Annotated in this window: 10 protein-coding genes; 1 reads left to right on the top strand and 9 read right to left on the bottom strand. The window is 38.7% G+C overall.

All coding sequences use genetic code 11. The features are described from left to right. Positions 1-13: 13 nt before the first annotated feature. Together lysA and ACOVO2_RS12950 are read right to left on the bottom strand one after the other, a co-directional pair. Positions 14-1,234 (bottom strand): diaminopimelate decarboxylase, encoded by a 1,221-nt coding sequence (lysA, locus tag ACOVO2_RS12945; protein ID WP_421770383.1) that lies wholly within the window; start codon positions 1,232-1,234, stop codon positions 14-16. Between the two features lie 104 nt (positions 1,235-1,338). After that, positions 1,339-1,725, bottom strand: a complete 387-nt coding sequence (locus tag ACOVO2_RS12950; protein WP_421770384.1) for a DUF3127 domain-containing protein — start codon at positions 1,723-1,725, stop codon at positions 1,339-1,341. 201 nt (positions 1,726-1,926) lie between these two features. On the opposite strand from ACOVO2_RS12950, the gene ACOVO2_RS12955 reads away from it, so the two are divergent. Then, entirely contained in the window at positions 1,927-3,258 is a 1,332-nt protein-coding gene (locus tag ACOVO2_RS12955) for an alkaline phosphatase D family protein (RefSeq protein ID WP_421770385.1), read from the top strand. A gap of 65 nt (positions 3,259-3,323) precedes the next feature. Here ACOVO2_RS12955 and ACOVO2_RS12960 read toward each other — a convergent pair whose 3' ends face one another. From ACOVO2_RS12960 to ACOVO2_RS12990, 7 genes are all read right to left on the bottom strand, one after another. Then, complete coding sequence (locus tag ACOVO2_RS12960; protein WP_421770386.1) at positions 3,324-4,040, bottom strand: hypothetical protein; 717 nt, start codon at positions 4,038-4,040, stop codon at positions 3,324-3,326. Positions 4,041-4,097: 57 nt separating this feature from the next. Continuing rightward, on the bottom strand, positions 4,098-5,777 hold the full coding sequence (locus tag ACOVO2_RS12965) for a SusD/RagB family nutrient-binding outer membrane lipoprotein (protein WP_421770387.1): 1,680 nt from the start codon (positions 5,775-5,777) through the stop codon (positions 4,098-4,100). 39 nt (positions 5,778-5,816) lie between these two features. After that, the gene (locus ACOVO2_RS12970) at positions 5,817-9,095 is read right to left on the bottom strand and encodes a SusC/RagA family TonB-linked outer membrane protein (protein WP_421770388.1); all 3,279 of its coding nucleotides are present in this window, start codon (positions 9,093-9,095) and stop codon (positions 5,817-5,819) included. Positions 9,096-9,335: 240 nt separating this feature from the next. After that, positions 9,336-9,917: a hypothetical protein gene (locus ACOVO2_RS12975; RefSeq protein ID WP_421770389.1), complete on the bottom strand. Its 582-nt coding sequence runs from the start codon at positions 9,915-9,917 to the stop codon at positions 9,336-9,338. 39 nt (positions 9,918-9,956) lie between these two features. Continuing rightward, complete coding sequence (locus ACOVO2_RS12980) at positions 9,957-11,594, bottom strand: SusD/RagB family nutrient-binding outer membrane lipoprotein (RefSeq protein ID WP_421770390.1); 1,638 nt, start codon at positions 11,592-11,594, stop codon at positions 9,957-9,959. A gap of 60 nt (positions 11,595-11,654) precedes the next feature. Further along, the gene (locus ACOVO2_RS12985) at positions 11,655-14,849 is read right to left on the bottom strand and encodes a SusC/RagA family TonB-linked outer membrane protein (RefSeq protein WP_421770391.1); all 3,195 of its coding nucleotides are present in this window, start codon (positions 14,847-14,849) and stop codon (positions 11,655-11,657) included. Positions 14,850-15,910: 1,061 nt separating this feature from the next. Beyond that, a complete protein-coding gene (locus tag ACOVO2_RS12990) occupies positions 15,911-17,353 on the bottom strand; it encodes a RagB/SusD family nutrient uptake outer membrane protein (RefSeq protein ID WP_421770392.1) in 1,443 nt (480 codons plus the stop codon). Between the last annotated feature and the right edge of the window lie 17 nt (positions 17,354-17,370).

Raw genomic sequence — 17,370 nt, forward strand, 5'->3', positions numbered from 1 at the left:
AAATATAAGAAATTTACAAATCAATCACCACTTGGTTTTTCAGAATATCCTCCATTGTTTCACGCTGGCGAATTAGGTGCGTTTGTCCGTTGTAAATCAAAACTTCGGCTGGGCGAAAACGTGAATTATAGTTTGATGCCATCGAGAAACCATAAGCCCCAGCATTTTTAATCACCATTATATCGCCTTCTTTGGTTTTTGGTAATTTTCTATCTTTCCCAAAAGTATCAGTTTCGCAGATATAGCCCACAATGTCATACATTTCTTTCTCTTCACCATCAAGATTTGAACCGTTGATGATTTCGTGATAAGCATCGTACATCATCGGGCGAATCAGGTGATTTAAACCAGAATCTACGCCAATAAAATTACGTGCTGGGTTATGCTTGACCACATTGGCTCTCACTAATAAATATCCACTTTCGCTTACCAAAAACTTGCCTGGCTCGAACCAAAGTTCTACTTCACGGCCAAATTTTTCGCAAAAATCATTGAAAACTTTCACCACTTCTTTGCCCAGTTTTTCCATATCAGTCACGTGGTCGTCTTCTTTGTAAGCTACCTTGAAACCCGAACCTAAATCTATGAACTGAATGTTTGGAAAATACTTAAAAGTAAGCTCGAAAAGCTTTTCGGCGGCTTCGATGATTACATTGGCATTTTTGAAGTCAGAACCAGTATGTTGGTGTAAACCCACTACATTTAGGTCATATTTCTGCACAATAGCGTTAATTTCTTCGGCCTGCTCAATCGAAATCCCAAATTTTGAATCTTTATGTCCTGTCGAAATCTTGAGTGTTCCACCCGCCATGATGTGCGGATTGATTCGCAAACAAATCGGAAAGCGATTACCGTAAGTTTGACCAAATTTTTCGAGCAATGGCAATGAATCAAGATTCATTCGTAGCCCCATTTCAACGGCTTCTTGCACTTCCGAAAAAGCCACACCACTTGGTGTGTACTGAATCTGATGTGGCTCATAACCTGCCAAAATAGCCAAATGAGCTTCTTGCATCGAAACCACATCAATATCAACGCCATTTTTACGCATCAATTTCATGATACTAACGTTGGTCAGTGCCTTACAAGCATATTTTATTTTAAGATTCGTTCCAGCAAACGCAGTACGCATTTTTGCGATTTGCTCTTCGATTTTATGTCCATCATAGACATAAACTGGTGTTCCGAATTGCTCGGCTAAGGCTTCAACGCCAATATTCTGTATTGAAAACATACGATTTTAATTTTCAATGATTGATTGAGTGAATGATTGAGTAAATTCACTTTCATTGAATTTTTTTAATAAAAAAACTACCGTTACCTGAGCGAAGCCGAAGGTTAAAACGGTAAATCGTCTTTATCACCTTCAGCAGAAACTGCAAATTCTGAAGCTACCGAAGTTGGTTGAGCAGGAGCAGCTGCTCTATATGGTGCTGGAGCTGGGGCAGATTCTTCTCCACTTCCTGCCAACTCAATTTTCCAAGCTTTTAAGTCTGTAAACCAACGACCATTATATTCACGACTTTCGGCATCGAACGACACTAAAAGTTCGTTTCCTACTGTCAAAAATGTTTCATTAAATTTATCTCCCCAAATCGTAAGACATACTTTCTTTGGGTATTGTCCGTCTGTTTCTATTACAAAATCTTGTTTTTTCCAAGGTCCATTTTTGCCTTCGCCCGATTGCACGGCTAATACGTGAATAAGTCTTCCTTTGATTTCCATTTTAAAATTTAATAAAAGTTTCTACAAAAGTACGCCTAATCTTTGAAATGGAAAAGTAAAGAATAAAGGATATACGAATGAAGCTACAAATTGGAAGTTTTACAAAACATTAATACAGGCTTTTGAAATAATCCTGTAAATTTGAACCGTTTTCAGACTCCTTATTTGTTGGAGTTTGCCTAAAATTAACCAATCATCAGCATGAGAAAAATCTTCATTTTAGTTTTATCTACTTTTATCCTTTCCATATCTTCTTTCGCTCAAATCCAATCTGGGACCATCCAGTCGGGCCCAATGCTTGGTTACTCGGAAATGAAAGAAGTATTGCTTTGGGTTCAAACCCAAAAAGAAGCCAGCGTAAAGTTTGTTTATTGGGACAAAGAAAACTCTGCCGTAAAGTTTTCAACCGATGAAGTCAAAACCAATAAAACCGATGTTTTTGTAGCAAAATTGATTGCTGATAAGGTTTTACCGGGCAAAAAATACGCCTATGAGGTTTATGTCGATAAAAAGAAAGTGAATTTTAGCTATCCGCTCGAATTCCAAACGCAAACCCTTTGGCAATGGCGAACCGACCCACCAGCATTCAAATTTGCAGTTGGAAGTTGTACTTATGTGAACGAAGAGGCCTTTGACCGCCCAGGAAAACCGTATGGCTCTGAGTATGAGATTTTTACAAGTATTTATAAATCAAAACCAGACTTCATGGTTTGGAGCGGCGATAACACCTATCTGAGAGAAGCTGATTGGAACACAAAAACGGGTATTTTACACCGATATACGCACACTCGCTCTTTACCAGAAATGCAACCACTTTTGGCAAATGTGCATAACTACGCCATTTGGGACGACCACGATTTTGGTCCGAATGATGCTGACCGAGGTTTTGTGAGTAAACAACAAACACTCGATGCCTTCAAACTTTTTTGGGGAAACCTGAATTATGCTTTTGATAATGAGGGAGTTACAGGCTCGTTTCAGTGGGCAGACTGTCAGTTTTTCTTAGTTGACGACCGTTGGTGGCGAACGCCAAACGACCGCACAACTGGTTCGAGAGATTATTTTGGTCAAAAACAAATGCAATGGTTGATTGATGCCATGAAGTTTTCAAATGCACCATTCAAGTTTGTGGTTGTGGGTGGTCAGGTGGGAAATCCTGCTAAGATTTTTGAAAACTACGCTAATTACGAAGAAGAACGCAATCAGTTTTTTGATTTAATTACGAAAGAAAAAATTCCGGGAGTGATATTTATTAGCGGCGACCGCCACTGGACGGCCCTCTGCAAAACTGAGCGTGCGGGCACTTATCCATTGTATGATTTGACGGTTTCGGCCCTTACTTCGGGGCCATCGGGGCCTGTAAAAGAAGAAAAAGATACGCCTTATGTAGAAGGTACAAGCGTGACCAAGCACAATTACGGATTATTGGAAGTTTCTGGAAAAAGAAATGACCGAGTTTTGAAAATTAATGTTTTGGATAAGGATGGGAAAGAACTTTGGACAAAAGAAATAAAAGCAAGTGAATTGAAGTAAAAAAAAGTAGTCAGTAAGATATTTACAAAATTACTGACTACTTACAAGATTTTTATCAAAACCGTTTATCTGACAGTAAAACCAAGCTCACAATTTGAGTTTGCTTCAGAAACTGCCGTTTGGTCATTGCAGATACCATCAAAATTCCAAGTGTTGAATACAGCTCCATTTGTTGTGGTCAGCACCCAAGTAATGACAAATTTATCAGCATCAACATCACCGTAAGCAGCTCTTTCACGCGGACGAAACCTCGCTCCCACTGGGCGTGGACGTGAAGGGTTATTAAAAACATTAACGCTATTTACGTTATCATATTTAACGGTTGCGGTTCGGTAAAGATTATAAACTTGGTCAGGCGTAATACTGAAAAGATTCCATACACGGTTTTCGGCAGGTGCTGAGATGGTTGTTAGCAGCTTTCCTTTTCCATTACCACTCAAATCAGCTACTTTTGGATTTCCGTCTGGGTCATTATAGGCCTCTAACATCTTCACATAAATATCAATTTTACTTACAGTCAACTTTTTATCTATCGAAACCCAGCGTATCTTAAAATTTATTCTTGCCGAGCCTTGCACTGCTCTCGGGAAGTTTCTTGCGTTTTCGACTTCATAGGGTTGCGGCCTTTCAAGCACATTCCCATTAAACAAAATACCATCAAAAACGGTGTAAGCATGCACACCTGGCTCCCAAGCAGGCACTGGATTGAGTGATTCGTCTCGACAAGCTCCGAATGCCAATACGAGCGAAACAATGAATGTTAAACCTAATACTTTTTTCATTTATATCTTAAAAATTAAAAGCTATCTAATTGAATGATTTTCTGCAAGTTGGCTATATTAAAACTCCCACTTTAACTTTACAGTATCCCAAAAAATAGGGTCTCTGTCAAAAATTATTTCTGTTAGTTTTGGCGTAGCATTGGGGTTAATTGCCCCTTCTTGCGACGGATACGGTAATCGCAAAGCAAACTGACGTGGTGGCTTAATAATTGGTTTGTTAATAGTTGTAGGGAAACCTGTTCGACGCATGGCATTCCAAATTTCCTGTCCTTGTCCCCACGAACAAAACCATAGCTGCTTCATTACCACATTAAGTTTGGCCGAATTGGTGGTAGCATCATCATACGATTTCAATACACTACTCACATATTCATTGATTGATGAAGCAGGTGGTGTTTGAGCATTCGTTGGGTCAACTCTTAATCCGATAGCAACTACTCGTGCGATATGCTCTCTTATTGCCGCCTCAAAAATGGTTCGTGCATTTCCTGTTCCTCCGCCATCTAAGATTGACTCAATTTGGTAAAATTTAACATTATTGCTTGTCAAGAGCGGAAAAATTCCGTTTCCTGAGCCACTTCCACCTGTGAGCGTACGGGCAACAGTATTTCGGCCGCTGTACAAACCACCTGCTGGATATGCCCCAGGAGCTGTGCGTAAATTCCCATCGAGTGGTTGGCCAGTATTATCTCCTCTATCACGCCCAAAAAAACCAGCAACGTAAAGCGAGTCAGCTCTTGTTTCACGGCCAAAAACTTGTCTCCATCTTGCCCAAAAGGCAGGTTTTAGCACCAAATAAGTACCTCCGAAAGGAATCACACCTCTATCGGTTGGGTTTGATACATCAAGTATGCTCGCTGTCTGTCGATAAAAATAGAAATCCAGTCTTGGGTCACGGTTAAACAACATTTCTTGCATCAATTGATGGCTGATGTAAGGAAAACTATTGGTGGTTAGGTAAGCACTCTGAAACCACGGATGACGACCATCAACGGGCGATGCAGATGTACTAAAATTAAAAGTAAAATCATCAGCAGGACTAGTGATATACCCTCCAGCAGCTAATGCAGTGCGTAAATCGGCATTTCCAGTGGCTCTTCCCTTTCGTGAGTTGAGTAATAGTTTAATTTTTACAGTCCTTGCAAATCGAATCCATTTCGCGGCCCCGCCACTGCCACCACCATACATAAAATCAGCGGTTGGGTCTAATGGCTCAGGAGTAGTCTTTGATAGATTCGTAACGGCCACATCGCAAAGTTTTATCAAATCTTCGTATATCTGAGCATCTTTATCAAATTTTGGTGTGTTATTACCATTTCCCTGCCACGCTTCCGAATACGGAACATCTCCGAAAGTATCTACAAAATTTCCCATCGCAAAGGCCTTTAATGCTTGTGCAACGCCTAAGTAATGCGGACTATTTGTGCTACTTTTTATTATGGCCTCTACATTATTCATGCTTTGATAAAAACTATTCCAAAGGCCATTATATGACTGGTTAGAAAGGTCATAATCATCGGCACTGGTAAGCATTCCCGCAAAACCCATCGCATTTTGCCCCAAAGCTGTGGTTGCGTTTATAACGGCATATTCAGCAGTTGGTAATAATAATCTCGGCGAAACGGTAGTCGGACTATTAGGGTCTTTGTTGATATCTAAGTTGGTGAGTTGGCAAGCACTTACCACAAAAATAATGATGGCAGTTATTGCGGTTATTGATATATATCTTCCTTTCATTTTTTCTTCTTTTACTTAATGTACTGAAAAAATTATAATTTAGAATGAAGCCGAGAGATTGATACTAAAACGGCGTGTTGATGGTGATGCACCCAAATCAAAACCTTGCACGTTTGAATCGGCAAAATCAGATAATACTTCTGGGTCGAAATTCAATCCTTTTAGCATATTTGGGGCATAAAACCACAGATTTCGGCCAGATGCTGAAATCCTAAATGTACCCACAAAAGGTAATATTTTTTTCAGAAGTGGTTTCGGGAAATTATAACCCATTGAAACCTCACGCAAACGAATAGTGGTAATATCATAAATATTGGTTTCGTCGGCACCGTAAGCTCCAAAGCCATTAGCAAAATGATATTGGAAAGCAGAAAGCGGTATGGTATTTCTTATTTTCTTACCAGTTTCGTCGAGTAATGGCTTTTGAGTTTCGGGGTCGCCTAAAACACCGGGAATTACTCTCAACCCTTCTCTATCCTCCGAGCTTGTCAGCTGACCACGAAGCAATAATGAAGCCGCTGTCGAGGAAAACATACTTCCACCGTGACGATAATCCATCAATGCTGTAAGTGTGAAAGCTTTATAAGTAAATGTATTCGTCCAGCCAACAGTAAATTTCGGAGCAGGATTAGCCAAAATTTCAGAAACTTGATTGATAATCGTCAAACCAGTAGTTGGATTTATCAGGTAATTACCTTCATCGTCACGAGCAATACGTGAGCCGTAAATCATACCAAATGGAAAGCCATTTCGGTGCATAGTTCCGAGCGAAGAAAGGCCCGTTCCTCCCAAAAACAATTCTCCACTTGTACCAACATCAATTACTTCTGAGCGAAGTTGCGTAAAGGCCACGAAGGAGTTCCAAGTGAAATTTTTGAATTTAAGTGGCACTAAATTTAACCCAACTTCTATACCTTTATTATTTATTTTTCCAGCATTAGTTTGTTTTGAACCAAAACCAGAAGAACTCGGAATTGTTGCCTGAACTATCAAATCGGTGGAGTTTCGGTTGAAAACTGCCACATCTAAACCTATTCTATTTTTGAAGAATTGTAATTCAGTACCTATTTCTACCTCTGCCGTAAACTCAGGTTTGAGTGTGGTATTGTTTAAAGAAGATGGTAAGCTAATGGCAGGAACTGGCTTGCCGTTGTAGTACTGAACATTAAAGTTGTAGGTAGTAAAAACACTGTATGGGTCGGCGTCTTTGCCTACTTTGGCATAGCTGGCACGCAGCTTTCCAAAATTCAAAATATTCTTTGGTAAGTTTAATGCTTCCGTAAAAATAAACGAACCACTCACCGATGGATAAAGGTAGCTATTATTGCTTGCGGGTAAAGTTGAAGAGTAATCGTTACGAACGGTTGCAGTAATGAATGCATAATTGTTGTACGAAACACCATATTCGGCAAACATTCCGTAGAGATGGCGTCTTTCACTGTATTCAGAGGCAGTCTGTGCGTCAGTTCCTGTAATAACCAAAAGATTAGGGTCGATTACTTTTTGTCCTAAAACTGAGCTAAAGTTGCGGTAACGTTGGTTCACATTGAAACCAACCAATAAACGCATGTTAATTTTTTCGTTTATGTCTCGGTTGGCCGATGCCAAGAAAGTAAAGTCTATTTCAGAATTAGTAATATCTCGGCGATTTACCTGCCCCAACGGCACTAAATTACCTCCTGGTCGATACACATCTCTTCGAATCTCGGAATAGGTATTTACACCACCTTTTGCTGTGAGACTAAGCCACGGTAATACATCATAATTTAAGGCTAAGTTACCAAAAACACGATTTACATTACTATTATAGACATTATACTTTGCTGTCCACAATGGATTATCGGCATCTCCACGATAAAAAACATTGTTTCCAGTTACGGGGTTTTCAAATGGATAATTCATCAAATCATAGTTTCGAGGCATATAAAACAGGCGAGAATAAATAGAGCCTGTTCCTAAACCACCTGTATAATCGGAGAAGAAACCCGCACCCGACTGCGGTGAAGATTGATTGGTATTTACGTAATTGACATTTCCGTTGATGTTAAGTTTATTGACCAACGTCGCATTTCCTCCAAAGTTGAGAGTTGTTCGGTTTGCTCCCGAATTTGGTACAATACCTTCGTTTGTCATTCGTGAGGCTCCTGCACTAATTGTAGTTTTATCGCCTGTAGAACTAATGTTGATACTGTTTTCGACGACATTGCCCGTACGAAAAAATCCTCCAATAATATCGTGTGGTACTAACGGAACACCTACTGCCCTTCCTCTACCATCTACAATCTGCGGAAAAATAGAAGGATAATTTTGGGCAGAACCGTAGCTTCCTGCTAATGGGTGTGAGACAAAACCAGCTGGATAACCACTCTCGATAACATCGTAATAACGCACAAAACCCAACGATTGATTAACTCGTGTTACTTCTGATGGAAAAACGGTTCCCCAGTTTCCGATTGAGCCGTTGCTGTATGTTTGCTCAAAACCTTGTGTGTAGGTATTTTGATAATCGGGAATGGTTGAAATTTGTTCAACCGAGTACGATGAATTGAAATTTACTTCCAAACCTTTTTTAGCACTTTTACTGCCCGACTTAGTAGTAATTACCACTACTCCGTTGGCCGCACGAGAGCCATACAACGCTGATGCCGCTGCACCTTTTAAAATCGTTAGCGACTCAATATTATTGGGGTCTATATCGTACGCACGATTAGAGGTAACTGTATTTTGATTAAAACCATCAGTTGCATTTACTGAGTTATCAAACGGAATACCATCAACCACAAAGAGAGGCTGATTATTACCTGAAAATGAAGTATTTCCACGAATCGTGATTCTGGTTGATTGCCCAGGGGCTCCCCCACCAGCTACCACATTTACTCCCGGTACTTTACCAGTCAAGGCACGTAAGGCATCTGGCTCTGAGCGTTGCTGTAAATCTTCGGCTTTAACATTTGAAATGGCATAAGCAATGGCTTTCTTTTCTCGTTGAATACCGATAGCCGTCACCACAATTTCAGAAAGCTGCTTGGTGTCGGTCTCAAGTATTATGTTTATAATCGACTGATTACCAACCTTAATTTCTTTTGAGTTCATACCAACAAAGCTAAAAACTAATGTTTCATTAGCAACTGCCTCAATCGTATAATTACCGTCAATATCGGTCTGAGTTCCTTTTGAAGTCTCCTTTACCTTGACCGTTACTCCTGGCAGAGTTCCCCCATCAGGTGACGTAACTTTCCCCGTAATTTTCTTCCCTTGTGCCAACGCAACGACAGAGATAAATATTCCTAACAAACTAAGTAATAGTCTGTGCTTCATAATATACGTTTGATTTAGAGTTTTCAACTATGACAAAAATACTTATTTTCGACAAAAAACAATATTATTTCAGGGTTTTATTGTTTTACATTATTATCTATGCTTTTATTAACATTTACAAGATAATTGTTGTTTAAAGTATTCTTAATAACATACGCACAAAAGCTGATTTAGGTTGAGATTATAAAACAAAAAGAGGGTACTTCATTACGAAGCACCCTCTTTTTTGAAACTATAATCTTACTGAACTACTATCAAACGGTATGCAAATGGCGAAGCATAAAAATCTCCACCCGTAATATTTGCACCAGTATTTGAAGCAGTAAACGATTTACCATTTGTCAGCTTCATTGTGCCAGTAATATCAAATCTATCACCAACTGAAACATCAGCAGCGGCGACTTTGGTTGCAGCAAGTGCCTCAGCACCTGTAACTGCGATTGTGCCTCTAGGATATCCCGTTGTTGCATCTTTTGTAAATGCCGACGCTGGAATACTCTTCAATGCTGCATCAGTAGTCGATTTGTTTCCATTTGCAGGAGTTAAATCAACAAATTTCACCACCAAGTCATAAGAAGCAAATAATGCTCCCTTATCTGGTGTAACGGCTTCTGCAACAATTTCCATCTTAGTTCCAGCCATATTGGCTTTGCTAACATTGAAATTCCTTACGGCACTCGTTCCTGATAATGGCGATATTGTACGAATATAACCACCTTGCTCTAAGTTTTCCAAATCAATTGGTTCAATCATCTGTGTTTCGCATGAAGCCATCATCGCTCCAAGAAACAGTATGCTCAAACTTTCTTTTATAAATCTCATAATATTTTCAAGTTTTGAATTAAATAAATATCAAAGTGATTACTTCAACGTACCTGCCGAACCATTATCCCAGAAAACAGGCGTTGTTACGTTTGCTTTCTGCTTGGCATTCGAATTACGAGCAATAAATGCCGTTGGGTAGAAGAATGACTTCACGAATGCACCTGGATTTGGGTCTAAAGCTGGTTGCATATTGCGTGGCATTCCCGTACGACGATACATGTTGTATGCTTCGATACCATTTCCGTACAAAGCAAACCAATACTCATTAGCAATGATATTTAATCTGTCTGCATCAGTAGTTGCTTTATCGTAGTCAGCTAATCTTGCAGCCACATACTTGTCAACTTCATCAGCCCACACAATTTTCTTATCTGCTTCAAAAGCTGTAATTTTTGAAGCTTCCGAAGTACCTAATGCAGTAGCTCTTACATCAGCCATTGACTTACGAATAGCTGACTCAAGCAATGCTTTTGGTGAACCCGTAGTTTTCAATGTCAAAGCTGACTCAGCTAACATAAAATCAACAAATGATTGCATCAAAATTGGGTGGATACCTGCACCACCTGCTCCAGCACCTAGTGTAACCCCTCTACCTGCATCATTATCATACGAACCACCTGCCGGATAAAGTCCCCAAGCTGTACGTAATAAACCATCTGGTGGAATACCTTCGTTGCTTAGGTGGTCACGTCCCCAATAACCCACTGGCGTCGGAACACAGAAGTAATCAGATACCGAATAGTGATTAGGCTTAGAGTTTGTGATACAACGTAATTGGTTAACATCAGTACTATTTCTGATTGTCTGACGATAAAAATACATACGAATACGTGGGTCAGCTTTATCATACATAATTCCCATGTAGGCATTTGATTGATAATCTCCACCACCAGCTGGCAAATATTGTCCTTGGTATCTTGGATGACGAGTATCTGGGTTAGTAAGGTTAGTTCCAAATCTAAAAACAAAGTTCTGAGCATTATTTGAAATTAATTTACCACCTGCAATCAAAGCATTAATTCCAGCAGTTGAACCTGCTGCATCAATCAAACGACGATTCAAAAGTAATTTCAGTTTCAATGTATTTGCTGCACGGAGCCATCTATCAGCGTCACCACCATAATACAAATCACTTGAAAGACCACCCTTTGACCTTGCTGTAAAATTAGCTGCCGCATCATCAAGGTCTTTGATTGCTGCTGCATAAATTGTCGTTCCACTTTCAACTTTAGGGTTGAAGTTTGCAGCATTCAATGCTTCGCTGTAAGGTACATCACCAAAATGGTCAACCAAATTAGCCAATACTGCCGCACGGATTGTACGAGCAACACCTGCGTGTACGAATAATTCTGATTTTTCGGCCAAAGGAATCAACGTTTTTACGTCGTTCAGAATATTCGCATAAGCGGTATTCCAAGTACCGTCTAAACCTCCAGGAGTAACTGCATTGTCATAAAATGCTGCACCTTGATTTATCATACGAATAAGCCCCATATCTGCTCCACTAAATTGGTTGAAGTGGCCTGGGAAACTTACCTGAATTTGATTAAGTAGGTAGTTTATGTCAGTATTGTTTGTTGTTACGGCATTTGGATTGTCTAATAAATCCAACTCGCAAGAACTTACCAATACCGTGCATAAAGCCAATAATGATATTTTAAGTTTCTTTATCATCTTTTATTATGATTTAACTGATTAAATGAATGATGCTGAAAATCTAAGCAAAACGTTTTCTTAGAAAGTCAACTTTAATGTTCCACCAAGTCTTCTTGCACTTGGTCCTGTCAAGAATTCAAATCCAAGACCATTACCAACTCCAAGTCCTAAATTATCAGTGTCTAAGTTTACACCTTCTGGAATATTCAAAGACTTATACCATAAGTTATTTCCTGAGAAAGAAATCGAAGCACCTTTTACGATAGATGAACCGAATAATTTTTTAGGCAAAGCATAAGACAATGATACTTCTTGTAAACGAATAGTTGAACCATCAAAAATACGACCTTCATCACCGAAGAAGTAAACGTTATTGAAGTTTACATCCGAACCTGTGATTTGAATATCATTTGGTTGACCGTCAGCTTTCACACCTGGGAAAATAAAAGTTTGAGCTCTATCATAACCAGACTCAGTACCTGATTCAATTGTAAGACCACGACCTAACAATGCACCCGCAGTTGATGAGTAGATTACACCACCATGACGGTAAGACAACATCACGTTAAGTGAAAGTCCTTTATAGTTGAAAGTATTAATCAAACTTGTGTTAAATGCAGGGTTCGGGTCTCCAAGAATAACTGGAGAAGGAGTTGACTGTAAGTTACCACCACCATCAATCAACAACTGACCAGCTTCGTTTCTACGGAAACCAGTTCCTTTGATGATATTAAACGGTTGTCCAACAATTGCATAGTTACCCAATGCTGAACCAAAACCAGTGATTTGTACCTCTTGGATTGTTCCACCTAGATCAATAACTTTTGGCAAGTTACGAGAATAAGTAGCTGCAACCTCCCACGAGAAGCCGTTACTCAATGTTACTGGTGTACCATTCAAGCTAAACTCAATACCTTCGTTACGAATCTTACCGATGTTGATAGTTGTTTGTGTGTAACCAGTTGAAGCATCCAAAGGAGCTCTTGTGATCAAGTTTCTTGTATTACGACGATACAATGTCAAATCAAAGCCAATTTTGTTGTTTGCCATCTTACCTTCGATACCTAACTCAGTTTCTTCGTGTCTTTCAGGTTTCAAGTTTGGATTACCTAATGTATTATCAACTGAGTGAGTTTGTACGGCTGTACCAGCAGCATTCAACCAACCTCTTGCACTCTGATTCAATACATTTCTGGTGCTGTAAGGGTCTGGGAAACCTGCAGAAGTACCATAGCCAACTCTCACTTTCAAGAAATTCAATACATTTGATTGCAATGCAGGGAAAGCTGTAGTTGGTACAAACGACGCACTAACCGATGGGTATAAGATACGACGATTTTCTTTTTCAACTGTTGAAGTCCAGTCATTACGAGCTCCTACGTTAACGAATAAATAATTAGCGTAATCAGCTGTGATCTCACCAAAAACCCCCATACGAGTTTGCTCAGAAATACCACTTGATGCAACGTTATCAATAAAATTAGTGTGTACAAACAAACCTCTTGCCAATTGATTCTGGCTATTTATATTATATACACTAAATCTATCATTACGAATGTTTCCACCTAATTTACCAGCTAAAGTGAACTTATCTCCTAAAGTTTTAGAATATGATAAGATAGCACTATTATCCCAGATTGTATTTTTGAAGTTCAAGGTATTATACAAACCATTCGGTAATTGAGCTCCACCTTTTCCAATCTTAAATTCTTGTACTTCATCATACGTATCCAAACCAACTTTATAAATCAATGATAAATCTTTAGCAATATCATAGTTAAAAGTAGTAGCTGTAAAAATACGATTTACAACACCAGTAGTTTTATAATTGGCCAATACCCATCTTGGGTTTGGAATATCATTACCACTACGGAAATAAACTGAATTTCCAGTAGTTGGGTCTTGAAAAGGCCAGCCCATTAAATCAACCTGACGAGGCGTGTACATTACGTTAGCTAATACCGAAGGGAAATCATTGGCGTTATTTCCTTGACCAGCACTCAATGGAGGTGAAGATTGGTCAGTATTTGCAAAGTTAATCGACATATTTACCGATAGCTTTTTGCTCATTTGAGCATTTAAGCCTAAACCTAAGTTTAATTTTGTTAGGTTATTTTCTGGAATATATCCGCCCTCTTTGTTGTAACCTGCCGATACATTGTAACCTACTTTCTCGCCACCACCTGCAATATTTAATGATGTATTTGAAATTTGACCTGTACGGAAGAAATCTTTTACGTTATTCGGGAAAATCTCCATTTTATAAGGACTCACCGAAGCAACATAATCAGCCATTGCTGCTCTGATTCCTGCATTACTGAAGAAAGCGTAAGGGTGATTTGTCAAAGCTGCATTACTACTTTGCGAAGCATAAGTTCTGGCTTCTTCCAAAGATGGTCCCCAGTTACTAAAGAAATAACCTAAGTTTTGTTGGAAACCACCAACATAAGAGTTTTGGTATTTCGGTAAATGAGCAGTGTTCGTAAAGAATGATTGAGTAACGTTATATTCTGTTTTACGAGCTTTCTTGCTACCATTCTTTGTTGTTACCAAAATTACACCGTTACGACCTTGGTCACCGTAAGTTACGGTTGCAGCTAAACCTTTCAATACCGTAATGTTTTCGATATTGTTAGGGTCGAGGTCAAGGAAACGACTTGAAGATGATTGTCCACCTGAAGTAAAACCACCACGAGTGTTGGTGTTTGAGTTGAATGGCACGCCATCAACTACAAATAGTGGTTGTACAGAACCTGTAATTGAAGAATAACCACGAATTGTAATGTTTGTACCAGTACCTGACACACCTGATGTTGATGTGATGTTTACACCAGCAATTTTTCCTTGCAAAACACGGCCAACGTCTGCTTGTGGACGGTCTTCGATGTTTTTCTTATCAACAGTTGTAACGGCATAACCCAAGGCACGTTTCTCACGTTGAATACCCTGAGCTGTTACAACTACCTCTGAAAGTTGTTTAGTATCAGCTCCAAGTGAAACATTCACTACTGTCTGAGTACCGATTTTTACTTCTTGGGTGTTCATTCCAACAAAGCTAAACACCAAAGTGCTACCAGCAGGAGCTTCAATAGAGTATTTCCCCTCTATATCTGTCTGGGAACCTTTTGATGTACCCTTTACTTGTACCGATACACCGGGCAATCCTGTGCCATCATCAGATGACGTTACTTTACCAGTTATCTTCGTGCCTTGTGCCATTACAGCAAAAGACATGATGACTCCCAGCAAACTAAGAAGTAGATTCTTCTTCATGTACATTTTAGTTTAGGTTATTAAATGATAATTAACTGTTACAAAAATACTTATTTTAAATACACGATAAAATAGTACTATTGTAGTTTCTTGAATTAAACATATAACATTTTTCAGAAATGACGAAATAAATTTACCATTTTCGAGAACATTCTTAATATAGTTAATTTTATTATAAAATAAATACAATAGTTATCATATATTTTATAAACCCACAATTACACAAAATATATTATGGCATTTACACTAAAATACCTAATTTTTATATACATCATTATGCTCAAAATAAGTACTTTTACTCAATAAAGTAAAAACATAAAAATTCTTAAAAAAATACAATTTAAAAAAGTTCAAATATAGTATGCAAACCTACTAATATATAATTTTATTTCGACAAAAGTCATTTTTCCATATACATCATTTCAAAATAAATAGACATTACTTAGGTTAAATTTTGTTTATCAAAATATATAATCATAAAATACTTCAAGAGTAAAGAGATCTTTTTATAACAAATACTCAAATTGTACTTTTCTAATATTGCCCATATTACCAAGGCTCTCAACTATAACGTTTTTCCTTTAAATATTCTTCAATAAAAATAAGCAACAAAACAGCTTTATATTGATGTAAACTTATGCAAAAAAACGCTTGCTGATACTTTAAATTCACTTCTTCATGCTAAAGAATAGTTTTAGTATTACACGCTTATATTGGCCTGTTGAAGGTCTAAAGTTTTCGAAAATCCTTTGTTCTATTCGTTTATCAATTTGTACTATTTCTAAAGGCTTTTCTCAATTAAATAAGTAACATTAAAAATTAAACTGATAGTGTTTTTTGTACTGAGTATCGGTTGCCACGGAGTTGCCCAGAGTTTAAGAAAACACTGAGCTTCACCGAGTTTTTCTGTTTGCCTTGTGCAACTCCGTTTCGTACTTCGTGTTTCTCTCTGGCAAAATATTGTCAATTAAACTATTCTTTATACCTATGATCCCTAACAAAAGAAAACGCCGTATGGGTCTTCATACGGCGTTTAAAAAAGAAGTTTTACAGAGAATCATTTATGGATTCTGTACACAATCTTTATTTACATTCAATTCTGTCGTTGGAATTGGCCAAATATACTCTGACTGAGTCGGAGGAACTGCATTAACTGGCCCTTTCGCTGGGAAAGAAGAGTTTGTACGAGTGATGTCAAACGAACGTAAACCTTCGCCCATAAACTCAATTCTTCTCTCTGTCAGGATTGCTGTTATCAAATCAGCTTTGGTTGCTGGAGCTAACACCGAACCTTTTGAGCGGCTACGCACCGCGTTCAGCAGAGCAATCGCCGAAGCATCAACACCTGCTGCTAAACGAGCCTTAGCTTCTGCATAACTTAATAAAACCTCAGCATAACGCATTACAGGAACCCAGTCGATATATGGTGATGGTGCTGTAAATTTATTGAGGTATAATCTTGTACCGTTTGCCACTATAATTCGCTTACGGTCATCGGTATCTGCAAAATTTGCCGAGCCGTAGATTCCCGTTGGATTCACAGAGAATTCACCCCCGCCTACTGGACCAGCCAAATAATAGAATGCCAATTGGTTTTGAGTTCCTGGAACATCATTAGTTGCCATTGGCATTGAAAAAATAGATTCAAGTGTTCTGTAAGTAGTAAAAATTGCCGCAAAGTTGGCGTGCAATTCGTGTCTTACACCAGTAGGAGCTCTAAACGGAGCTGCAGCCGGAACAATCTTTTCGGCTTCTCTCACCACATCGGCGTAGCGTCCCATTGCCAAATATGCCTTTACTTTCAAGGCAATAGCGGTATTTTTGTGAGCTCTCGTTACGTTCAAATCTTGCGAAGCGTAGTTGGCAGGCAAATTAGTTTCAGCAAAATTCAAATCATCTAAGATTTGAGTATACACTTCAGCAACCGTCGAGCGTTTCAAGTTATTTGAATTACCCGAACCATTTTCACCTTTCAAGCGTAATGGTAAGCCCAAAGAAGCACCATTATCCTTTGTGAATGGCTGTGCGTAAATATTTACCAACGAAAAATAAGCCAATGCTCTCAAGAAGCGAGCCTCACCTTTGTAATTAGCCAATTTTTCGGCAGTAATTTTAGACGAAGCAGCATCAACATTGTCCAAAAACAAATTCATGTTATTGACAGAAGCATAAGCCGTTGACCAAAGGTTATTTACTTCGTTTGAAGAAGCATTGAGCGTGAAGTTCCAAGTCTGAAGGCCAGTTACACCATTATTAGTTTGGTTTAGGAATTCCTCACCTCTGATGTCGTTATAAATAAAATAACGACCACCTAAAAAGTTACCATTCTTAACACCACGATAAAGACCATTAACTAATGATTCAATTCTATCTGGGGTATCGTAGGCACTTAAATCAGAAACCGACGTTTGTGGAACTGGGTCAAGGATATCATCCTTACAACTACTTATCGAAAATGCCAACATGGCAGTCACGAGTAGCTTTGTATATATTGTATTTTTCATGATATTAGATTTCAATA

The sequence above is a fragment of the Emticicia sp. genome (assembly GCF_049241225.1).
GTDB lineage: Bacteria > Bacteroidota > Bacteroidia > Cytophagales > Spirosomataceae > Emticicia.